Source organism: Pseudomonas sp. KCJK9058, assembly GCF_046230975.1.
GTDB classification, from domain to species: Bacteria; Pseudomonadota; Gammaproteobacteria; order Pseudomonadales; family Pseudomonadaceae; genus Aquipseudomonas; species Aquipseudomonas alloputida.
In genome coordinates, this window is sequence record NZ_JBJJLR010000070.1 from 1 (window position 1) to 20,542 (window position 20,542).

Here is a 20,542-nt window from a genome sequence, read left to right on the forward strand (position 1 = left end):
AGGCCTGGCCCTTTCGCGGGTAAACCCGCTCCTACAGCGGCCTGTGTCCAACCCCCGATGTGTATCCATCACCCTGTAGGAGCGGGTTTACCCGCGAATACGATAGCGGCGGCAACGGTGAACGGCGGGTGAAAATTGGCCAGCAGGCCTGGCCCTTTCGCGGGTAAACCCGCCCCTACGGGGGACCGCAGGGTGTTCAGATTCTGAGCAAGACACAAGCGGCCTTGTTGCGAAAGGGGCGCAACGCGCCCCCGGCAATCTATCAGGTGTGGCTCAGCTCGGCATGTTCATCACCGGCCAGCACTTCCTTGTCAGTCTCTTTCAACAGCTGGCTGGTGACAACGCCCGCCGTCATCGAACCGTTCACGTTCAACGCCGTACGGCCCATGTCGATCAGCGGCTCCACCGAAATCAGCAACGCCACCAGTTCCACCGGCAAGCCCATGGCTGGCAGCACGATCAGCGCGGCAAAGGTGGCACCGCCGCCCACGCCGGCAACCCCTGCCGAACTCAGCGTGACGATGGCCACCAGGGTGGCGATCCACAGTGGGTCGAAGGTGTCGATGCCCACCGCTGGCGCGACCATCACCGCCAGCATGGCAGGATAGAGCCCGGCGCAGCCGTTCTGGCCAATGGTGGTGCCGAACGATGCGCTGAAGCTGGCGATCGATTGCGGCACGCCCAGACGGCGGGTTTGTGCTTCGATGTTCAGCGGAATGCTGGCGGCGCTGGAGCGGCTGGTGAAGGCGAAGGTCAGCACCGGCCACACCTTGCGGAAGAAGCGCAGCGGGCTCACGCCGGAGGCGGCGAGGATGATGCCGTGCACCACGAACATCAACCCCAAGCCCAGGTACGACACCACCACGAAGCTGCCCAGCTTGAGGATGTCCTCTGTGTTGGAACTGGCCACTACTTTGGTCATCAACGCCAGCACGCCATAGGGGGTCAGCTTCATCACGACCCGCACCAGGCGCATTACCCAGGCCTGCAGGGTGTCGATGGCCGACAGGGCGCGCTCGCCCTTCTCGGCGTCGTCCTTGATCAACTGGAGCGCGGCCAGGCCGAGGAACACGGCAAAGATCACCACGCTGATGATCGAGGTCGGCTTGGCCCGCGCCAGGTCGCCTACCGGGTTGCTGGGGATGAACGACAGCAGCAGTTGCGGGATGTTGAGGTCGGCTACCTTGCCCGCGTAGTCACTGTGGATAACCTGCATGCGTGCGCTTTCCTGGGCGCCGGCCACCAGGCCCTCGGCGCTGAGGCCGAACAGGTTGGTCAACACAATGCCGATCAGGGCGGCAATGGCCGTGGTCAGCAGCAGGGTGCCGATGCTCAGCACGCTGATGCGGCCCAGCGAAGAGGCAGTGTGCAAACGTGCCACGGCACTGAGGATCGAGGCGAAGATCAGCGGCATGACGATCATCTGCAGCAGGCCGACATAGCCGTTGCCGACCAGATCGAGCCAGGCGATGGTTGCCTTGAGCACGGGGTGGCCAGCGCCATAGATCGTGTGCAGCACAAGGCCGAAGACCACGCCCAGCACCAGGCCAAGCAGTACCTTCTTGGCCAGGCTCCAGTCGGTGCGGCGGGTTTGTGCCAGGCCCAGCAACAGGGCCAGGAACGCCAGCAGGTTGAGTGACAGCGGCAGGTTCATTGAAGCTCCAGCAGAAAAAAGCAGAAGTGGCATCGCCTCTGTGAGCGATTGCGAACGGAAATGCTAACAGCCTGAAAACAAACGAATTTATACCCAAATGGAATTTGCATAGTCGTTTATGGAATAACGGGATGTCGCAAATTGCAATGAACAAGGCGTTTGCGGCTGCCTGGAGGTCGTTATCGGGGGCTTGCAGTGGGGAATGTTGCACTAGCGTTTCTGGGTCATTTCAGGAGATTCGTACATGAAAGTCGCTGTGAAAGCCGCCGCCATTGGCCTGTCCCTGCTGTTCAGTATCGAAACCTTCGCCACGGAGCTCAAACACTGGCCCGCCGACGCGGCCAAACAGCTCGACAGCATGATCGCCGCCAATGCCAACAAGGGTAACTACGCGGTATTCGACATGGACAACACCAGTTACCGCTATGACCTGGAAGAAGCCTTGCTTCCGTTCATGGAAAACAAAGGCCTGCTAAGCCGCGACAAGCTCGACCCTTCGTTGAAGCTGATGCCGTTCAAGGACACTGCCGAGCACAAGGAAAGCCTGTTCAGTTATTACTACCGGCTGTGTGAAATCGATGACATGGTCTGCTACCCGTGGGTAGCCCAGGTGTTCTCCGGCTTTACCTTGCAGGAGCTGAAGGTGCAGGTGGATGAGCTGATGGCTTCGACCAAGCCGATCCCCAGCACCTATTACGAAGGCGACCAGGTCAAGGCCATCGAGGTTCGGCCGCCCAAGGTCTTCAAGGGCCAGGCCGAGCTGTACAACAAGCTGATGGAGAACGGCATCGAGGTCTATGTGATTTCGGCGGCCTCCGAGGAGCTGGTGCGCATGGTCGCCTCGGACCCCAAGTATGGTTACAACGTGAAGCCCCAGAACGTGATTGGCGTGAGCCTGCTGCTCAAGGACCGCGCCAGCGGACAGCTGACCACTGCGCGCAAGCAGATCAGCGCCGGGCACTACGATGCCAAGGCTAACGAGGGCCTGGAGCTGACCCCTTACCTGTGGACCCCAGCCACCTGGATGGCGGGCAAGCAGGCGGCGATCCTTACCTACATCGATGAGTGGAAGAAACCGGTGCTGGTGGGCGGCGACACGCCGACCAGCGATGGCTACATGCAGTTCCACGGGGTGGATGTAGGCAAAGGTGGTATCCACCTGTGGATAAACCGCAAGGCCAAGTACATGGACCAGCTCAACGGGATGATTGCCAAAAATGCAGCGGCGCAGGCCAAGGAAGGGTTGCCGGTGACGGCAGACAAGAACTGGGTGATCGTCACGCCGGAGCAGATCCAGTAACGGGAATATCAACCATCGCGGCCCACAATGAGGGTCTGGGCCGCTTTCTGGTCAATGTTCTGTGCCAACAGGGTCACTTGTTCAATGGCACTTTCACGAATCCTGGCGCCCTCAGGGCCGAGGGTTTGTTCGACCACTACACTGTGCGCCTGGTTAATCCCAACGAAGCGAAACCATGTGTCGATGAAGGTTTTTTCCAGGCCAAAAAACTGGTCGGGTGTCTGTGAGGTGGGCCCGTACCCCAAACCACGGGTGTAGATGGCGACCGCTCGACGCCCGCCAAGCATGCCGTTCAGCCCGTGTTCATCGAAGGTGAACAGCACGTCTTTGTGCGAAATTGCGTCGATCAGGTGCTTTAGCTTGTACGGAATGCCGAAATTCCACAACGGTACGCTGAACACCAAGGTATCCGCCCGGTGGAACCGTTGAGCGAGGGTCTTGATCCGATCCCATGCAGCGGCCTGTGCGGTTGACAGCGGGGCATCGCCAAGCCCTGCGTATTTCGCCGCGAGCAAGGCGCCATCTACTTCAGGCAGGTCGCATTCCCAAGGATTCAGGTGGTCGATTTCCACCGCTTTGCGCTCGGCCAATGCCGCCAGGAATGCGTCGGTAATCTGAGCGGAAACGGACCGCTCTCCTCTGGGTGAGGCGCAGACATACAAGATACGTTCAACCACGGGGCTTCTCCCAGGTAGTGTTGATGAGCCTTGCCTGACGCTTCACCGCCCAGGCGTTCGGCGCACAGTCTGATTCAGGGCGATTAATTATAGAAATGACGTATGCTCGCGAGATTGAGTGAGATAGGTGATGAATCTGTGTTCGATACTGTGCTTTTGCGGAGCTTGATTGCCGTTGCCGACACCGGTGGTTTCACCCGCGCTGCGCACAGGCTGCACCTTACGCAGTCGGCGATCAGCGCTCATATTCGGCGGCTTGAACGCGAAGCTGGACAAAAATTGCTGGAGCGTACGACCCGCTCGGTCAGCCTGACACCTGCAGGCGCTCGGTTGGCAGGCTATGCCCGCACCATCCTGGCGTTGCACGATGATGCCCGCGCAAGCCTTGGAGCAGGGCGGCGGGTGTCAGGCACGGTGTACGTGGGGTTGAGCGAGGAAATGGTGAAAGCCCCGATCATCGACTGCATGCGTCGTTTTTCGGTGGCACATCCCGATGCAGAGGTGTCCCTGACCGTCGGCCTGACTGGGGAGTTGCTCTCGCTCGTCCACTCGGGTGGGCTGGATATCGTATTGGGCAGCCGCTGCAGCGATGAAGAACGGGGCGAGGTGCTTTGGTCCGAGCCATTGGTGTGGGCGAGAGGGCCGATTGCGCTGGGCAGCGATGAGGTCACCACGCCTGTGCCCTTGGCGGTATTTTCTGATCAATGCCCTTATCGGGCCGCAGCTATCGAGGCCTTGGTACGCGCCGGGCGGCAATGGCGCATCGTTTGCCAGAGCCCAAGTGTCGGCGGGCTGATGACCGCCGTAAGTGGCGGGCTTGGGGTAACGCCTGTCACACGATCGTCTGCTCTGGCTGCCGGCCTGGTGGAAGTGTCGACGTTGCCAACCTTGCCTCAAGCGCAGTTCGTGCTGACGTCGGCGGCGACACCGAAGCGCTCGGCTGCCCTGCTGCTGGCGCAATTACGCCAATGTGTCGCGAAGGGAGAGCTTTGATCCGGCCTTTATCCACAGGCAAAAAAAACCGGCGTACGAGACGCCGGTTGTGCAAATGCCAGAAAAGCCCTTACAGCCCTTCGAGCATTGCCTTGTTACGCACTGCGCCTTTGTCGGCACTGGTGGCCAGCAGGGCATAGGCCTTGAGCGCGGTGGTCACCTTGCGTGGACGGACCTCGGCTGGCTTCCAGCCCTTCTTGTCCTGTTCGACACGGCGTTCCGCCAGCTCTTCATCGCTGACCAGCAGGTTGATCGAACGGTTAGGGATGTCGATCAGTACCTTGTCGCCGTCGCGCACCAGGCCGATGGCACCGCCCGCCGCGGCCTCTGGCGAGGCGTGGCCGATCGACAGGCCCGAGGTACCGCCCGAGAAGCGACCGTCGGTGAGCAGGGCGCAGGCCTTGCCCAGGCCTTTGGACTTGAGGTACGAGGTCGGGTAGAGCATTTCTTGCATGCCCGGGCCGCCTTTCGGGCCTTCGTAGCGGATGATGACGATGTCGCCGGCTTTCACCTCGTCGGCGAGGATGCCGCGCACGGCGCTGTCCTGGCTTTCGAAGATCTTCGCGGTGCCCTCGAACACGTGGATCGATTCGTCCACACCGGCCGTTTTGACCACGCAGCCATCCAGTGCGATGTTGCCGTACAGCACGGCCAGGCCGCCCTCTTGCGAGTAGGCGTGTTCGAAGCTGCGGATGCAGCCGTTTTCACGGTCGTCGTCGAGGGTTTCCCAACGGGTCGACTGGCTGAATGCGGTCTGGGTCGGGATACCGGCCGGGCCGGCCTTGAAGAAGGTGTGCACCGCTTCGTCATCGGTCTGGGTGATGTCCCATTTGGCGATGGCTTCTTCCATGCTGCGGCTGTGCACGGTCGGCAGGTCGGTGTGCAGCAGGCCACCACGGGCCAGCGAACCGAGGATGCTGAAGATGCCGCCGGCGCGGTGGACGTCTTCCATGTGGTACTTCTGGATGTTTGGCGCCACTTTGCACAGCTGCGGCACTTTGCGTGACAGGCGGTCGATGTCGCGCAGGTCGAACGCCACTTCACCTTCCTGTGCTGCGGCCAGCAGGTGCAGGATGGTGTTGGTCGAGCCGCCCATGGCGATGTCCAGCATCATGGCGTTTTCGAACGCTTTGAAGTTGGCGATGCTGCGTGGCAGGACCGACTCGTCATTCTCGCCGTAGTAGCGCTTGCACAGCTCGACGATGGTGCGGCCGGCCGTGAGGAACAGCTGCTCGCGGTCGGAGTGGGTGGCCAGGGTCGAACCGTTGCCCGGCAGGGCCAGGCCCAGGGCTTCGGTCAGGCAGTTCATCGAGTTGGCGGTGAACATGCCGGAGCACGAACCGCAGGTCGGGCAGGCGCTGCGCTCGTATTCGGCGACTTTTTCGTCGGAGGCCGTGGAGTCGGCCGCGATGACCATGGCATCGACCAGGTCCAGGCCGTGGCTGGCCAGCTTGGTCTTGCCGGCTTCCATCGGGCCGCCGGAAACGAAGATCACCGGGATGTTCAGGCGCAGGGCGGCCATCAGCATGCCGGGGGTGATCTTGTCGCAGTTGGAGATGCAGACGATGGCGTCAGCGCAGTGCGCATTGACCATGTACTCCACCGCGTCGGCAATGATTTCGCGGCTTGGCAGCGAGTACAGCATGCCGTCGTGGCCCATGGCGATGCCGTCATCGACCGCGATGGTGTTGAATTCCTTGGCCACGCCACCGGCGCGTTCGATTTCGCGAGCCACCAGCTGGCCCAGGTCCTTCAGGTGCACGTGGCCCGGAACGAACTGGGTGAACGAGTTGGCGATGGCGATGATCGGTTTCTTGAAGTCTTCGTCCTTCATCCCGGTGGCGCGCCAAAGGGCACGGGCGCCGGCCATGTTGCGGCCTTGGGTGGAAGTCTTGGAACGATAATCAGGCATGAAACACTCCTGGCGGCTTAATCAGGTCACAAATAGGGGAGTGAGCTTCTCTTGTCCTTTGCGCCGCAGGCCGGTTGCCACTGGCACGGATGGGGCCAAGACCGCGCGGGATCGCCGCGTGCTTGACCAGAGCTCATAAACCCGCCGGGGATGACTGGCGATGAATAGGCCGATTCTACACCGCTGGCGCGGTGAGGGAATGCAGATGTGGATGGTTGGCGGGGGGATTGCGGCAGGAAAGGGCCGCTGGGCGGCCCTTTTTGGCAGATATCAGCTGTTTGGCAGTAACCGGCAGGTGATGCTTTTGATGTAGCGGGTTTCGGCGATGGCCGGGTGTACCGGGTGATCCGGGCCCTGACCGCCTCGCTCGAGCAGCTGCATGTTGCGGTCCAGGTGGCGGGCGCTGGTCAGCAGGATGTTGTTCAGGTCGTCCTCGGGCAGGTGCATCGAGCACGAGGCGCTGACGAGGATGCCGTCTTTGTTCAACATGCGCATGGCCTGTTCGTTCAGGCGGCGGTAGGCCGCTTCGCCGTTTTTCAGGTCTTTTTTGCGCTTGATGAAGGCAGGTGGGTCGGCAATGATCACGTCGAAGCGTTCTTCGGCCGCCTTGAGTTCGCGCAGGGCTTCGAACACGTCGCCTTCGATGCAGGTCAGCTTCTCGCTGATGCCGTTCAGTGCAGCGTTACGCTCCACGCCGTCCAGGGCAAAGCCCGAAGCATCGACACAGAACACTTCGCTGGCGCCGAAGGCACCGGCCTGCACGCCCCAGCCGCCGATATAGCTGAACAGGTCGAGTACACGCTTGCCCTTCACGTACGGTGCCAGGCGGGCGCGGTTCATGCGGTGGTCGTAGAACCAGCCCGTCTTCTGGCCTTCGCGCACCGGGGCTTCGAACTTGACGCCGTTCTCTTCCAGCGGCACCCAGTCCGGTACTTCGCCGTAGACGGTCTCGACATAGCGCTGCAGGCCTTCGGCGTCGCGCGCGGCCGAATCGTTCTTGAACAGGATGCCGCTGGGCTTGAGCACCTGCACCAGTGCGGCGATCACGTCATCCTTGTGCGCTTCCATGGTGGCCGAGGCCAACTGCACCACGAGGATATCGAAGAAACGGTCGACCACCAGGCCTGGGAGCAGGTCGGAGTCACCGTAGACCAGGCGGTAGCACGGCTGGTCGAACAGGCGCTCGCGCAGCGACAGGGCGACGTTCAGGCGGTGTACCAGCAGCGACTTGTCCAGCGGCAGCTTGATGTCGCGTGACAGCAGGCGGGCGCAGATCAGGTTGTTCGGGCTCAGTGCGACGATGCCCAGCGGCTTGCCGTTGGCTGCCTCGAGAATGGCCTGCTGACCCGCCTGGAAGCCTTGCAAAGGGGTCGCGCTGACATCGACTTCGTTGCTGTAGACCCACAGGTGGCCGGCGCGCAGGCGGCGGTCGGCATTGGCTTTGAGGCGAAGGCTGGGCAGGGACATGACGTCGCTCCGGGAAAAAGAGCGGGATTATAGCGTGTCTGCAGTGCTTTAGCTTTTACAGGTGTGGTGCCCGGGGGCGCTTAGAGGGTTAAAATCCCCCGTCCTAAACGAGTGTGTACGTATGTCCCAAGAACTCAGCGCCGAACAGATCCAGCAAGCCTTGCAAGGCATCACCATCCCGCCTCAACCGCAGATCATGGTCGATCTGCAGTTCGAGCAGTACATGCCTGACCCGGACCTGGAAACCATCGCCAAGCTGATTTCCCAGGACCCGGGCCTCTCTGGCGCCTTGCTCAAGCTGGTCAACTCTCCGCACTTCGGGTTGTCCAACAAGATCGGTTCGATCCAGCGTGCGGTAAACCTGCTGGGGAGCCGTTCGATCATCAACCTGATCAACGCCCAGTCGATCAAGGGCGAGATGAGTGACGAGACCATCGTTACCCTCAACCGCTTCTGGGATACCGCCCAGGACGTCGCGATGACCTGCCTGACGCTGGCCAAGCGTACCGGCATACAGGCGGCGGACGAGGCCTATACCCTTGGCCTCTTCCATGACTGTGGCGTGCCGTTGATGCTCAAGCGCTTCCCCAATTACATGGACGTGCTGGAAGAGGCATACGCCAAGGCCGACGAAGAAACACGCGTGGTCGATACCGAAAACCGCACGTTCAACACCAACCATTCAGTGGTCGGCTACTTCACAGCCAAATCCTGGCGCTTGCCCGAGCACCTCAGTGCGGCCATCGCCAACCACCACAATGCCTTGGCCGTGTTCCGCGACGATACCTCGCGCAATACCCAGAGCCAGCTGAAAAACCTGCTGGCGGTGCTGAAGATGGCCGAGCATATCTGCGCGTCCTACCGTGTGCTGGGCAACCAGGCGGTGGACCACGAATGGAATGTGGTCGGCCCGTTGGTGCTCGATTACATTGGTTTGTCGGAATACGATTTCGAAAACCTCAAGCAGAACATTCGCGAGTTGGGCGGACACTGACACATGCCGGAATTGCCAGAAGTAGAAACCACCCGGCGCGGTATTGCGCCACACCTGGAAGGCCAGCGCGTCAGCCGTGTGGTGGTACGCGACCGGCGTCTGCGCTGGCCGATTCCGGAAGACCTCGATGTGCGCCTGTCAGGGCAGCGCATCGTCAGCGTGGAGCGACGTGCCAAGTACCTGTTGATCAATGCCGAAGTGGGTACGCTGATCAGCCACTTGGGCATGTCGGGCAACCTGCGGCTGGTCGAGCTGGGCTTGCCGGCGGCCAAGCATGAGCATGTCGACATCGAGCTGGAGTCCGGGCTGATGCTGCGCTACACCGACCCGCGCCGCTTTGGTGCCATGCTGTGGAGCCTGGACCCTCTGAACCATGAGCTACTGCTGCGCCTGGGGCCTGAGCCGCTGACCGACCTGTTCGATGGTGAACGGCTGTTCCAGCTGTCCCGCGGGCGGTCGATGGCGGTCAAGCCGTTCATCATGGACAACGCGGTAGTGGTGGGGGTGGGCAACATCTACGCCACCGAGGCGCTGTTTGCCGCCGGTATCGACCCACGCCGGGAGGCGGGCGGGATTTCCCGGGCACGCTACCTGAAGCTGGCGACCGAGATCAAACGGGTGCTGGCGGCGGCCATCGAGCAGGGCGGTACCACCCTGCGCGATTTTATCGGTGGCGACGGGCAGCCGGGGTACTTCCAGCAGGAACTGTTTGTGTACGGGCGTGGCGGGCAGCCGTGCAAGGTATGCGGCACTGAGTTGCGCGAAGTGAAGCTGGGGCAGAGGGCGAGCGTGTACTGCCCGCGCTGCCAACGATGAAACGTTCGCTGCAAACCTGTTGAAGCAAAACCTGAACGTTGGCGCGGTAACTGTGGGAGCGGGCAAGCCTGCGAAGCAGGCGACGCGATGAATGGCACCGGCTACGCCGGTGTTCGCGGCATGCCCGCTCCCACAGGGACCGTGCAGCGAAGGGCAGTGATCAGCCCTTGCCAGTGATCCGGCGATACTTGGCCATCAGCTGTTCTTCGGTTTCCGGGTGCGCTTCATCCAGCGGGATGCAGTCGACCGGGCAGACCTGCTGGCACTGCGGCTCGTCGTAATGGCCTACGCACTGGGTGCACAGGTTAGGGTCGATCACGTAGATCTCTTCGCCTTGGGAGATAGCCTCGTTCGGGCACTCGGGTTCGCAGACGTCGCAATTGATGCAATCGTCGGTGATGATCAGGGACATGGGGACTCCGGCCGGGGCTCACAGCCCGGGCATGTTCAACGCAATGGGCACAATTGTGCCGCATTCGCGCCCGCAGTGCACGCGGGCGCGACAATCAGGCGTCAGGCTTGCTTCTTGAAGCGTTCAGTCAGTGCGTCGGCCACCACCGGGTGGACGAACTTGCTGATATCACCGCCCAGCGCAGCAATCTCCCGGACCAGGGTCGAGGAAATGAACGAATAGCGCTCCGACGGCGTCAGGAACAGGCTCTCGACATCGGGTGCCAGTTGCCGGTTCATGTTCGCCAGCTGGAACTCGTACTCGAAGTCGGACACCGCACGCAGGCCACGCAGGAAGACGTTGGCGCCCTGTTCCTTGGCGAAATGCGCCAACAGGGAAGAGAAGCCGATGACTTCGACATTGGGCAGGTGCTTGGTGACCTCACGGGCGAGCTCAACCCGTTGCTCCAGGGGGAACAAGGGGTTTTTCTTGGGGCTGGCCGCCACCGCGATGATCACGTGGTCGAATAGCCGCGAAGCGCGCTCGACCAGATCGCCATGGCCTTTGGTAATGGGGTCGAAAGTACCCGGGTACAACACTCGGTTCATCGCGTCATCCTGGCTGGAGTGCGTTGGGGAGTCGGATGGTAGCGCAGCGACGGCGCCCCGGCCAAGTCATGCGGCCGACTGATGGCACTATAGACAGGGGCCATGTTCGTTGTCATGCGCTGTGTGCCAGGCGGCTGACCAGTGCTTCGCTGAGCCTGGCGCTGATGGCATACACCGACAATTGCGGGTTGGCGCCGATGCTGGTGGGGAACAGCGAGCCGTCGTGAATCGACAGGTTTTCCAGTTGGTGATGGCGCCCCAGGCTGTCGCACACCGCCTGACGCGGATCTTCGCCGAGGGCGCAGCCGCCCATCACATGGGCACTGCCCAAGCGCGTGCGGAAGGGCTCCAGGCGCAGTTTGTCGATCATGGTCAGGGCCTGTTCCAGGCGAGAGGCGGCACTGGCGTCGCTGTGCACTGGGGTTACCTGGGTGGCGCCAGCGGCGAACTGTATGTGCGCCATGCTGCGGTAGGCGCGCCGCAAGCCATCCCGCAGGTAGTCGGTGACCGGGTAATCGAGCACGGGTGAACCATCGCCGCGCAGTTCCACGGCCCCGCCCTGGCTTTCGGGGTGAAAACCATCGCGTAGCAGCGCCAGCATCACATGGGTATGTGGCAGCTCGGCCATGCGCTGGGCACTCTCGTGGCCGTGCCCGCCCAGCAGGGTGCTGGCCAGGGCCGGATGCAGCGGCGGTACTTCCAGCTTGTAGCCAGCCGGGCCGTCTACGCCGCCTTGCCACTGAAAGTGATCGCTGTAGATCGATTGCGGGGCGCCATGGTAGGGGTCGATACGCTCGCTGAAGCGTGCCGCACTGAAGTTGACCAGGTGCAGGAAGGTTCGCTTGCCCAGGCGACCATGCGGGTCGGGCGCGGCAGAGCGCAGCAGCAGGGCCGGGCTGTTGATACCGCCACCGGCCAGGAGGTAATGACGTGCCCGCACGCCGACCTGCCGGCCAGTAGGGTGTATGCCCTGGGCGTCCAGGGCCTGGCATGTCAGGCTCTGAATGCGTTCGCCGTTGTGGGTGAAGCGCTCGGCCCGCGCCAGGTACAGCAGTTCGCCGCCTTGCTCGAGGGTGGCAGGTATACGGGTCACCAGCATCGATTGTTTGGCATTCACCGGGCAGCCCATGCCGCAGTAGCCCAGGTTCCAGCAGCCGCGCACATTGCGCGGGATCACCCCCCAGCGGTAGCCCAGCTGTTCGCAGCCCCGGCGCAGCACCTCGTTGTTGGCATTCGGCGGCACGGCCCAAGGGCTGATGCCCAGTTCCTGCTCCATGCGCTCGAACCAGGGGCGCAGTGCATCCTCGCCCAAACCGTTCACGCCATGGACCGAGGCCCAGTGCGCCAGGGTTTGCGGCGGGGTACGAAAGCTCGAGGTCCAGTTCACCAGCGTGGTGCCACCCACGGCGCGGCCCTGCAGGATGGTAATGGCGCCATCCTTGCTCATGCGTCCCAGGCCTTCCTGGTACAGGCTTGCGTAGGCTTCACTCTCCAGCAGGTGGAAATCGCCACTGGTTTTCAGGGGGCCTTCTTCGATCAGCAGTACCTTGAAACCGGCAGCGCTGAGCATCTGCGCGCTGGTGGCGCCGCCGGCACCGCTGCCGATCACGGCAATGTCGGCCTCCAGAAACAGGTCGTGCTCCAGGCGCGAGGCGTCGTGGGTGATCCAGCCGCGTTCGAGGCCTTGGCGAAACGGGTCGGGGACAGGCATTGGCGATGCTCTTGTTGTTTTCAGATTTTCGGTGGGCCCGGGTAACCGCAGTCTGCCCAGGATTCGGGGCGTTCGTACCAGGCCATTTGCAGCAGTTGCAGCAACGAGGCGTGCCCCATGCGTAGCAGGTTCAGCGAGCTGTCCTGCCAGCGTTGCAGGAACGCCGTGACTTGTGTGGCGCCAGCTTGGCCCCAGCTGCCCCAGACGCCGGTCAGCGGGCCGCGAGTCAGCGGCAGGCTGAGCACGTCGAATAATTGCCGGGTGAGCTTGAGCATTTCCGGCGACAACGCCGCCAGCTTGTTGTCGAGGCTGCGCAACACCGGCGCCTCGGTGGCCTGTGTACCGGCCAGGACCACCGGGATCAGCGCACGCAGCAGTGGCAGGTCGTCGTCACGGAGTACCTGATAGCCGGTCGCGGCTGTTTGCACGCTGCACCCCAACAGGCTGGCACCCGCCAGAAAAGCACTGGCGCCGAGGCTGAAACGCAGCAGGTCGCGGCGGTGCATGGTGCGATCCTCAGCGGATGAACAGTTTGTAGACCAGGCGCTGCAAGGCTTTGCCATAAGGCGGGTAGATCAGCCGTGCGGCGTTGAAGCGTTGTTTGGCAAGTACCGCCTTGGCCTTGCTGAAGGTGAGGAAGCCGTCATGACCATGGTAGTGGCCCATGCCTGAAGGGCCGATGCCGCCGAAGGGCAGATCGTCCTGGGCAACATGCAGCAAGGTGTCGTTCAGGCACACACCGCCGGAGTGGGTGTGACGCAGCACATGCTCCTGGGTGCGGCGGTCATAGCCAAAGAAGTACAGCGCCAGTGGGCGTGGGCGCTGGTTGATGTAGGCCAAGGCCTGGTCGAGGCCGTCATAAGGCACTAACGGCAATAGCGGGCCGAAGATTTCGTCTTGCATCACCTGCATGCTGTCGTTCACGTCCAGCAGCAAGTGTGGAGGCAGGCGCCGGCCCTGAGGGGCTTCGCCTGGGTACAAGTCGAGTACTTGCGCGCCTTTGGCGCGGGCATCGTCCAGCAGGTGCTGCAAGCGCTGCAACTGGCGCGGGTTGATGATGGCGGTGTAGTCGGGGTTGTCGGCAATACGCGGGTACAGGCGGTGCACGGCGCGCTGGTAGGCGTCGCTGAAGGCGGGCAGCCGTTCGCGCGGCACCAGTACGTAGTCGGGGGCGACACAGGTTTGGCCGGCGTTGAGGGTCTTGCCGAAGGCGATGCGCTCGGCGGCGCTGTCCAGCGGCACATCCTCAGAAACAATAGCGGGGGATTTGCCACCCAGCTCCAGGGTGACCGGGGTCAGGTTGTGTGCGGCAGCCTGCATCACCTGGCGGCCCACGCTGGTGGCACCGGTGAACAGCAGGTGATCGAACGGCAGGCGGGCGAAGGCCTGGCCCACCTCGACCTCACCGAGCACAACGCTGACCAGGTCTGTGGGGAACACACGCTCGAGCAGTTGCTGTAGGGCCAGGCCAGTCGCGGGCGTGGCCTCGCTTAGCTTGAGCATGACCCGGTTGCCGGCGGCCAGGGCGCAGGTCAACGGGCCGATGGCGAGGAACAGCGGGTAGTTCCACGGCACGATGATGCCGACCACGCCCAAGGGTTGATAGCGCACCTGTGCGCTGGCCGGCTGGAACGCCAGGCCGACGCGGCGTCGGCGGGTGCGCATCCAGCTTTGCAAGTGCTTTTCGGCGTGGCGCAGGCCCTGTACCGACGGTAGCAGTTCGGCCAGCAAGGTCTCATCGGCGCTGCGCCCGGCAAAATCCTGGCTGATGGCTTCGATCAGTCCTGCCTGGCTGCTCAGCAAGGCTTCACGCAGGCTTTTCAGCCACTGGCGCCGCTGCGCCGCTGGTGGCAGCGGGTTACCGGCAAAGGCCTGGCGCTGGGCCGCGAACGTCGTTGCGAGGTCGAGGTCGAATTGCAGAGGGGGCAAGGCACTGGGCGAGTTCATGGTGGTGTCGAGTCCGGGCCGGGGTTGCCTAGAGCCTATACTCTAATTTGTACCATGGTGCGAATTTTTCCATGCCGCTCAACGGTGCATTCCATCTGTAATACGCCGTAAGATAAACCTTTGATGAAAGCCCGCAGACTGGGAGCTGAGCATGGCCCCGCGCATGAAGACCCGAGAGCGCATCGTGCAGAACAGCCTGGAGCTGTTCAACCAGCAGGGCGAACGCAGCGTCAGTACCAACCACATTGCCGCGCACATGGAAATCTCGCCCGGCAACCTGTATTACCACTTCCCCAACAAGCAGGCGATCATTGCCCTGTTGTTCAGCCAGTACGAAGCGCTGGTGGACAGCTTTCTGCGCCCGCCGCAGGGCCGCGCGGCAACCGTGGAAGACAAGCGCTTCTACCTCAAGGCCTTGCTGGCGGCGATGTGGAACTACCGCTTCCTGCACCGTGACCTGGAGCATCTGCTGGACAGCGACGCCGAACTGGCCGCCCGTTACCGGCGTTTTTCCGAACGCTGCCTGCGCCAGGGCCAGGCGATCTACCGCGGCTTTGTCGAGGCAGGGATCCTGGCCATGGTGCCGGCGCAGATCGAATCGCTGACCATCAATGCCTGGATCGTGCTGACATCATGGGTACGTTTTCTCAGCACCACGCGTGAACATTCCGCGCACTTGGGTGAAGAAGCCTTCAAGCGCGGCGTCTATCAGGTGTTGGTGCTGGAGCTCGGTTTCGTCACCGACAATGCCCGTCCTGCCGTGGACGCGCTGTGTCAGGAATTCCATGTACCGTTCAACCAGGCCCTGGAGCACTAGCCCAGGGCCCTAGTGCCATCGATCAGGAGATTGTCATGCCCCTTGCGCAATTGATCACCCCGCAGCAGTTGGCCGAGCGTCTGGGCTCGCCCAAGTTGGTGATCCTCGACTGCCGCTTTGCCCTCGAGGATGTGGACTATGGCCAGCGCAGCTATGCCCAGGGGCATATTGAGGGGGCGCATTTTGCCGACCTGGACCGGGATCTCAGCGGGCCGGTGAGCAAGGGGCGCACCGGGCGCCACCCGTTGCCCGATGCCCAGCGGCTGGTCGAGCGCCTGCGAGAGTGGGGCCTGAACAACGACAGCGAGGTGGTGCTGTACGACGACGGCCCCGGCGCCTTTGCCGCTCGCGCCTGGTGGCTGCTGGTCTGGCTGGGCAAGCGCAGCGGTGTGGCGATTCTGGACGGTGGCCTGAAGGCCTGGCACGCGGCGCACCTGCCGTTGAGCCTGGACCCGCCGCCCAAACGTGAGGGCACTTTCAGTGGTGAACCTGACGCGAAGCTGCTGATCGATGCCGACCATCTGGGCAAGCGCCTTGGTAGTGCAGACCTGACCTTGATCGATGCGCGTGCCTTGCCGCGTTTTCGCGGTGAAGTGGAGCCGATCGACCCGGTGGCAGGGCATATTCCCGGGGCCCAGTGCGCGGCGTTTACCGACAACCTGGGGGCTGACGGGCGTTTTTTGCCGGCGGATCAGCTAAAGCAGCGTTTTGCCGAAAAGCTGGGTGGACGGACGCCGGAGCAGTTGGTGTCTTATTGCGGGTCTGGGGTAACCGCTTGCCATAACCTGTTTGCAATGGCCCTGGCGGGGTATCCGCTGGGCAAGCTGTATGCGGGGTCGTGGAGCGAGTGGATCAACAACCCGCAGCATGCTGTGGCCACCGGCGAGTAAGCAGATCGGGTTAAATCTCTGTGGGAGCGCGCAGCCTTTACGCATTCGAGCGCTAGCTACCGTCCACCAGCCACTGCGGAATCCGTCGTTCCAGGTAGTACCCCGGATTTCGCAGGCTGCCATCGACAAAGCCCACATGCCCACCGCGGTCATGCAGTTCGAAGCGGGTTTGTGGTGACAGTTCACGGGCCGTCGGCAGGCTGTGGCTGGACACGAAGGGGTCATCGCTGGAATGGATGATCAGCGTTGGCGTGCGGTTCTGGCCAAGGAAGAAGTGGCTGGATGAGCGACGATAGTAGTCGTGCGCATCGCGAAAGCCATTGAGCGGTGCAGTGACTTTACCGTCGAAGTCCCAGAATGTGCGCAAGTTGGTGAGTTGGCCCAGGCGCTCCAGTGTCGCCAGCTGTTCATGCTGGCCCTGGTCGTGGAAGTGCCGCTGCTTGAGCTGAACATACGCCAGCATCTCGCGCATGAAATGCGCCTGATACACCTTGGAGAACCCTTGGCCGATACGGTCGGCACAGTGGTCCAGGCGAAAGGGCACCGAAACTGCAGCCGCTGCCTCCAGTTGGCTGGCGACGCCGCTCTCACCCAAGTATTTCAACAATACATTGCCACCCAGCGAATAACCCACTGCATACAGCGGCGCCAGCGGGCGCTGGGCGCGAAGATGGCTGACAATTTCCGCCAGGTCTTCGCTGGCGCCGGAATGGTAGCTGCGCGGCAACAGGTTGGGCTCGCCTGAACAACCCCGCCAGTTCACTGCCACGCTGGCCCAGCCGCGACCTTGCAGCGCTTGCTGCAAGCCTTTCACGTAGGGCGAGTGAGACGAGCCGGTCAGCCCATGCAGCACCAGTACCAGTGGCGCATGGGGTTGGTGCGGGCCATGCCAGTCCAGGTCGATGAAGTCGCCGTCAGCCAGCCACAGTCGTTCGCGGTCACGCTGCAGCTCAGGCAGCTTGCGCCAGAGTGGCCCCCACAGGGTCTGCAGGTGGGGATTGGACAGGCCGATGGCCGGACGGAATGTGGCGTTGTGGCTGGGCATGCTGGGTGGCTCATGATGTGCCTTGCTAGCTTGCCACGAAACAGCGCCACAGTACCTGCGCTATTGGTCGGGGGCTGGCAGCGGCTGTTGCTGAACGCCTGGTCCGACACTGACAAGTACCTTGCGGCTCAGGGCCAGCCGGCGCTGCATGACGGCTCGGACATCTGCCGGGGTAAGCTCGGCAATACGGGCGCTGTACGTGTCGAGATGATCGGCAGGTTGCCGCTGATGGGTTACTTCCGTCAGCAATGTTGCCAGTTGCCTGTTCTGCGCGATCCCTCGCAGCAACTGCCCTTCCAACTGTTTGCGTGCCAGTTGTAGCTCCACCTGGGTGGGCCCTTGGTCGATGAACGCCTGCAGCAGGGCTTCTACCAGTGCCTGCGAGCCCTGCACATGCTCGGGCGCAACCTCCCACTCGACGGTAAACAGGCCGCCTGCAGTCAATGGCAATACATGCGTGTGCACGCCGTAGGTCAGGCCGCGTCGTTGGCGCAACTCCACCATCAAGCGCGACTCGAGGCCCTCTCCCAGAACAGCACTTGCCAAGGTCAGGGCCAGAAACTCCGGATCGTTGGCGGGTACGTTTATGGGCAGTGCCAGCAGGACCGCACTGCTGGCACCGGCCTGTTCGACGGCTATCGTCGCGCCGGGGGCCGATGGAGCTGCCGGCAGTTCGGTGGCCGACCAGCCTTGCGGCAGGGCCTGGCAGATCTGCTGTGAGATGGCTTGGGCTTGTGCAAGGGAAAGGTCGCCTACCACGACCATCTCAAGGTTGCTGGCGCAGTAGGCGCGTTGGTGGAATGACCGCAAGTCCTCAGGGGTAATGGCCTCGATACCTTCAGCGGTGCTGCCCAGAGGGTTGCCGTAAGGATGCCCGTTGAACAGGTGGCGGAAGACTTCGCTACGTGCTCTGAAAATGGGTAGCCGCTCGCGCGATGCATGGTTTTGCAGCAACTGGCGCTTGATCTTGGTCAGGGCCATTGGGTGGAAGACAGGGTGGGCCACGAGGTCGGTGAGCAGCGCCAAGGCCGGGTCGAGCAAAGAAGGAGGGCTAAGGCTGCGCAGGCGCAGCGTCGCATGTTCCAGACGTACTTGTTTTTCCATGACCGCGCCCAGGCGCTCCAGGTGCTCAGCCTGCTGGGCAGCCGTGTAGGCCTGGCTACCCTCATCGAGCATGGAGAGCGTCAAGGCTGCCAGGCCAGGGTACAGAGTGTCCTGCGTAGTGCCGGCCTTGAACCGTAGTATCACGTCAACGATTGGCAGTTCACGTGCTTCAACGAATTTGACGTCCGTGCCCGTAGTCGTCTTCCACGCTTGAACCGGTGTATGGATGGTTTCGAACTGGTTCAGGTCAAGTCCTTGGGCAGAGAGCAGTCCGCCGTAGAGGTTGTTGGCGCTGGCAGGCTGTTGCAGGGTCGTTGAGTCAGTCATGAGCGCTTTCCTTGTGGTGCGTGAACGTGAAGGCTGCACGGGAATCGGTGAGGAATTCATAGGCAGCCAGGCCTACCTGCTCGGCTGTCACGGTCTCGATGGCCTGTTGTTCTTCCTCGAGCGAAATAACCGGCAAGCCACAGGCGGCCTGTTTACCCATGGTTTGGGCCTGTTCGGCAATGTCGTCCCGTTCGAAAATCAGCCTGGCTAGCAGACGAGCCTTGGCACGTTGCAGGTGTTCCTTGGCTGGCGCTGATTGGCGAAACGCTTCGATTTCCTGCATCAGCCGCTCGGCCGCGGTCTCCGGGGTTACGTGTGGGCTGCAGAACGCGTAAAGGGTCAGCAGGCTGTCACCGCGCTGCCAGGGTTCATAGGTCGCTTTCATGTATTGCAGGATGGGTTCGTCCAGCAGCAGCCTGCGCTGGAGGATGCTGCTGTAGCCGTTGGCAAGCAGATCGGGAAGTAGACGCAGTGCGTATGCCTGCCTGGCAGACTGCGCGGTACGCTGGCTGGGTAGTTTGAAGCTTATGATCGCGCCATTGTGCAAGCCTGCCAGGCGCAGCGTCTGAAAACGCCGACCCTGGGAGGAGGGCCCTGTGGGTAAGGGCTGCATCGGCAAGCGATGGGCGGGGATCGCCGCAAAGTGGCGCGTCACCAAGGTTTGCAGTTGTAGCAGGCTGATGTCGCCGGCCACGGCGAGGGTGGCATTGTTGGGGTGATACCAGGTCTTGTACCAGGTACGGGCTGCGGCTGGAGTGAGGCTCTCCAGATCTGACAGGTGGCCAATGACAGGCGTGCCATGGCCACTATTGCCGTAAGCCAGCAAGTCGTGATGCTCCAGTGCCAATGCCCAAGGATTGTTGTCCACTGCCTCGCGCCGCTCAGCCATGACCACTGCCAGTTCCCGAGCAAAGGGCGTATCGCCGAGGGTGGCACTGGCCATGACATCAGCCATGGCCTCCAGGGCAATTTCCAGGTGGCGGGTTGGCAAGGTGAGCGGAAATACCGTGGCATCCGCATAGGTGAATGCATTCGGGTCGCCGCCCAAGCGGGTCATGAGGGTTGAGTACTGGCCAGGCGCCAGCTTGCTGCTGCCCTCGAACAGTAGATGCTCCAAGGCATGGGACAGGCCGGTGTGGCCTTCAGGTTCGTAGCTGGAGCCTACGTGGTACCACAGCTGCACGCTGACCAGTGGCGCACGGTGGTCTTCACGCAGACAGACGTGCAGGCCGTTGGCGAGGGTAAAAGAACCTTTCGAGCCTGCCATTAGCGGCGGGGAGGGGTGTTCGGCCATGGTTGAACTGCTCCTTCAGGAAATGAAGGAGCAGCTTCAACCATGGCGCAGATGGGGTGCGGTAACTAAGTACACGCAACCCGGCGGGTAATCAGCCCCGCTGCCAGAGTGCGTAGTGCACCTGGCCGGTCTTCTTCTCGCGGTGCAGGCGCCAGTTGCCTGGCAGTTGCAAGGTCGAGGGTGCCGCTTCGCTTTCGGTGTAGACCCAAGCCTGCTCGCTCAGCCACTGATGCTGCTCCAGCATGTTGCAGGTGTTGGCCAGCAGGTCCTGGTGGAACGGCGGGTCGAGGAACACGACATCGAACTGCTGCTTGGCCGGGCCTTGCAGGTAGCGCAGGGCGTCGGTTTGCAGAATTTGCCCGCGGGGACAGCGCAGGATTTCGAGGTTGTTCTTCAGGTTGGCGATGGCCGCAGGGTTGCTGTCCAGCGCCACGGCATCCTCGGCCCCACGGGACAGGGCTTCGAGCACCAAGGCACCGCTGCCGGTGAAGGCGTCCAGCACGCGGGCGCCCTCGATGTAGGGTGCCAGCCAGTTGAATACGGTTTCCCGTACGCGGTCAGGCGTTGGCCGCAGGCCTTCGCCTTCCGGCACCGC

General features: G+C 62.4%; 19 protein-coding genes. 6 read left to right on the forward strand and 13 right to left on the reverse strand.

What is annotated here, in order from left to right; all coding sequences use genetic code 11:
- Positions 1–262: 262 nt before the first annotated feature.
- Positions 263–1,654 (reverse strand): L-cystine transporter, encoded by a 1,392-nt coding sequence (locus ACK59Z_RS24180; RefSeq protein ID WP_108191894.1) that lies wholly within the window; start codon positions 1,652–1,654, stop codon positions 263–265.
- A 244-nt stretch (positions 1,655–1,898) separates the two neighbouring features.
- Between ACK59Z_RS24180 and ACK59Z_RS24185 the strand changes: the two genes are divergently transcribed.
- On the forward strand, positions 1,899–2,954 hold the full coding sequence (locus ACK59Z_RS24185; protein WP_108191895.1) for a phosphorylcholine phosphatase: 1,056 nt from the start codon (positions 1,899–1,901) through the stop codon (positions 2,952–2,954).
- Positions 2,955–2,962: 8 nt separating this feature from the next.
- Here the strand turns inward: ACK59Z_RS24185 and ACK59Z_RS24190 are convergent, their stop codons facing one another.
- Positions 2,963–3,631 carry an FMN-dependent NADH-azoreductase gene (locus ACK59Z_RS24190; protein ID WP_014861501.1) on the reverse strand — a complete coding sequence of 223 codons (669 nt, stop codon included), beginning with the start codon at positions 3,629–3,631 and terminating at the stop codon, positions 2,963–2,965.
- Between the two features lie 102 nt (positions 3,632–3,733).
- Between ACK59Z_RS24190 and ACK59Z_RS24195 the strand changes: the two genes are divergently transcribed.
- Positions 3,734–4,624 (forward strand): LysR family transcriptional regulator, encoded by an 891-nt coding sequence (locus ACK59Z_RS24195; protein ID WP_003249054.1) that lies wholly within the window; start codon positions 3,734–3,736, stop codon positions 4,622–4,624.
- A 70-nt stretch (positions 4,625–4,694) separates the two neighbouring features.
- Here the strand turns inward: ACK59Z_RS24195 and ilvD are convergent, their stop codons facing one another.
- On the reverse strand, positions 4,695–6,536 hold the full coding sequence (gene ilvD, locus ACK59Z_RS24200) for a dihydroxy-acid dehydratase (RefSeq protein WP_003249056.1): 1,842 nt from the start codon (positions 6,534–6,536) through the stop codon (positions 4,695–4,697).
- A 270-nt stretch (positions 6,537–6,806) separates the two neighbouring features.
- The gene (locus ACK59Z_RS24205; protein WP_004575470.1) at positions 6,807–8,003 is read right to left on the reverse strand and encodes a class I SAM-dependent rRNA methyltransferase; all 1,197 of its coding nucleotides are present in this window, start codon (positions 8,001–8,003) and stop codon (positions 6,807–6,809) included.
- 175 nt (positions 8,004–8,178) lie between these two features.
- Between ACK59Z_RS24205 and ACK59Z_RS24210 the strand changes: the two genes are divergently transcribed.
- Positions 8,179–8,997 (forward strand): HDOD domain-containing protein, encoded by an 819-nt coding sequence (locus ACK59Z_RS24210; RefSeq protein ID WP_173881454.1) that lies wholly within the window; start codon positions 8,179–8,181, stop codon positions 8,995–8,997.
- Positions 8,998–9,000: 3 nt separating this feature from the next.
- The gene (mutM, locus tag ACK59Z_RS24215) at positions 9,001–9,813 is read left to right on the forward strand and encodes a bifunctional DNA-formamidopyrimidine glycosylase/DNA-(apurinic or apyrimidinic site) lyase (RefSeq protein ID WP_004575471.1); all 813 of its coding nucleotides are present in this window, start codon (positions 9,001–9,003) and stop codon (positions 9,811–9,813) included.
- A 160-nt stretch (positions 9,814–9,973) separates the two neighbouring features.
- Here mutM and ACK59Z_RS24220 read toward each other — a convergent pair whose 3' ends face one another.
- From ACK59Z_RS24220 to ACK59Z_RS24240, 5 genes are all read right to left on the reverse strand, one after another.
- Positions 9,974–10,225: a YfhL family 4Fe-4S dicluster ferredoxin gene (locus ACK59Z_RS24220; protein WP_003249063.1), complete on the reverse strand. Its 252-nt coding sequence runs from the start codon at positions 10,223–10,225 to the stop codon at positions 9,974–9,976.
- A 101-nt stretch (positions 10,226–10,326) separates the two neighbouring features.
- Positions 10,327–10,812: a pantetheine-phosphate adenylyltransferase gene (gene coaD / locus ACK59Z_RS24225; RefSeq protein WP_010955660.1), complete on the reverse strand. Its 486-nt coding sequence runs from the start codon at positions 10,810–10,812 to the stop codon at positions 10,327–10,329.
- Between the two features lie 112 nt (positions 10,813–10,924).
- Positions 10,925–12,523, reverse strand: a complete 1,599-nt coding sequence (locus ACK59Z_RS24230; RefSeq protein ID WP_409293835.1) for a GMC family oxidoreductase N-terminal domain-containing protein — start codon at positions 12,521–12,523, stop codon at positions 10,925–10,927.
- A 20-nt stretch (positions 12,524–12,543) separates the two neighbouring features.
- Positions 12,544–13,029 (reverse strand): twin-arginine translocation pathway signal protein, encoded by a 486-nt coding sequence (locus ACK59Z_RS24235; protein ID WP_121784177.1) that lies wholly within the window; start codon positions 13,027–13,029, stop codon positions 12,544–12,546.
- Between the two features lie 10 nt (positions 13,030–13,039).
- On the reverse strand, positions 13,040–14,470 hold the full coding sequence (locus ACK59Z_RS24240; RefSeq protein WP_054888581.1) for a coniferyl aldehyde dehydrogenase: 1,431 nt from the start codon (positions 14,468–14,470) through the stop codon (positions 13,040–13,042).
- Positions 14,471–14,621: 151 nt separating this feature from the next.
- On the opposite strand from ACK59Z_RS24240, the gene ACK59Z_RS24245 reads away from it, so the two are divergent.
- Both ACK59Z_RS24245 and ACK59Z_RS24250 read left to right on the forward strand, forming a co-directional pair.
- Positions 14,622–15,287, forward strand: coding sequence for a TetR/AcrR family transcriptional regulator (locus ACK59Z_RS24245; RefSeq protein ID WP_003249070.1), 666 nt, complete (start codon positions 14,622–14,624; stop codon positions 15,285–15,287).
- Between the two features lie 35 nt (positions 15,288–15,322).
- Positions 15,323–16,177: a sulfurtransferase gene (locus ACK59Z_RS24250; RefSeq protein WP_054888582.1), complete on the forward strand. Its 855-nt coding sequence runs from the start codon at positions 15,323–15,325 to the stop codon at positions 16,175–16,177.
- A 52-nt stretch (positions 16,178–16,229) separates the two neighbouring features.
- Here ACK59Z_RS24250 and ACK59Z_RS24255 read toward each other — a convergent pair whose 3' ends face one another.
- The 4 genes from ACK59Z_RS24255 to rsmD form a co-directional block, all read right to left on the reverse strand.
- Positions 16,230–17,222 (reverse strand): hydrolase, encoded by a 993-nt coding sequence (locus tag ACK59Z_RS24255; protein WP_019752689.1) that lies wholly within the window; start codon positions 17,220–17,222, stop codon positions 16,230–16,232.
- Between the two features lie 60 nt (positions 17,223–17,282).
- The gene (locus ACK59Z_RS24260; protein WP_108191898.1) at positions 17,283–18,653 is read right to left on the reverse strand and encodes a pitrilysin family protein; all 1,371 of its coding nucleotides are present in this window, start codon (positions 18,651–18,653) and stop codon (positions 17,283–17,285) included.
- Entirely contained in the window at positions 18,646–19,947 is a 1,302-nt protein-coding gene (locus tag ACK59Z_RS24265) for a pitrilysin family protein (RefSeq protein ID WP_108191899.1), read from the reverse strand. The genes ACK59Z_RS24260 and ACK59Z_RS24265 overlap by 8 nt, the downstream gene beginning before the upstream one ends.
- A 91-nt stretch (positions 19,948–20,038) precedes the next feature.
- Positions 20,039–20,542, reverse strand: a 504-nt coding sequence (gene rsmD, locus ACK59Z_RS24270) for a 16S rRNA (guanine(966)-N(2))-methyltransferase RsmD (RefSeq protein ID WP_409293839.1), incomplete at its 5' end; no start/stop codon positions are given.

Bases quoted from the DNA above. Each gene is read 5' to 3' on its own strand.
- ACK59Z_RS24180 (WP_108191894.1), bottom strand. From the start codon at position 1,654: ATGAACCTGCCGCTGTCACTCAACCTGCTGGCGTTCCTGGCCCTGTTG.
- ACK59Z_RS24185 (WP_108191895.1), top strand. From the start codon at position 1,899: ATGAAAGTCGCTGTGAAAGCCGCCGCCATTGGCCTGTCCCTGCTGTTC.
- ACK59Z_RS24195 (WP_003249054.1), top strand. From the start codon at position 3,734: ATGCTCGCGAGATTGAGTGAGATAGGTGATGAATCTGTGTTCGATACT.
- ilvD (WP_003249056.1), bottom strand. From the start codon at position 6,536: ATGCCTGATTATCGTTCCAAGACTTCCACCCAAGGCCGCAACATGGCC.
- ACK59Z_RS24205 (WP_004575470.1), bottom strand. From the start codon at position 8,003: ATGTCCCTGCCCAGCCTTCGCCTCAAAGCCAATGCCGACCGCCGCCTG.
- mutM (WP_004575471.1), top strand. From the start codon at position 9,001: ATGCCGGAATTGCCAGAAGTAGAAACCACCCGGCGCGGTATTGCGCCA.
- ACK59Z_RS24220 (WP_003249063.1), bottom strand. From the start codon at position 10,225: ATGTCCCTGATCATCACCGACGATTGCATCAATTGCGACGTCTGCGAA.
- coaD (WP_010955660.1), bottom strand. From the start codon at position 10,812: ATGAACCGAGTGTTGTACCCGGGTACTTTCGACCCCATTACCAAAGGC.
- ACK59Z_RS24230 (WP_409293835.1), bottom strand. From the start codon at position 12,523: ATGCCTGTCCCCGACCCGTTTCGCCAAGGCCTCGAACGCGGCTGGATC.
- ACK59Z_RS24235 (WP_121784177.1), bottom strand. From the start codon at position 13,029: ATGCACCGCCGCGACCTGCTGCGTTTCAGCCTCGGCGCCAGTGCTTTT.
- ACK59Z_RS24240 (WP_054888581.1), bottom strand. From the start codon at position 14,470: ATGAACTCGCCCAGTGCCTTGCCCCCTCTGCAATTCGACCTCGACCTC.
- ACK59Z_RS24245 (WP_003249070.1), top strand. From the start codon at position 14,622: ATGGCCCCGCGCATGAAGACCCGAGAGCGCATCGTGCAGAACAGCCTG.
- ACK59Z_RS24250 (WP_054888582.1), top strand. From the start codon at position 15,323: ATGCCCCTTGCGCAATTGATCACCCCGCAGCAGTTGGCCGAGCGTCTG.
- ACK59Z_RS24255 (WP_019752689.1), bottom strand. From the start codon at position 17,222: ATGCCCAGCCACAACGCCACATTCCGTCCGGCCATCGGCCTGTCCAAT.
- ACK59Z_RS24260 (WP_108191898.1), bottom strand. From the start codon at position 18,653: ATGACTGACTCAACGACCCTGCAACAGCCTGCCAGCGCCAACAACCTC.
- ACK59Z_RS24265 (WP_108191899.1), bottom strand. From the start codon at position 19,947: ATGGCCGAACACCCCTCCCCGCCGCTAATGGCAGGCTCGAAAGGTTCT.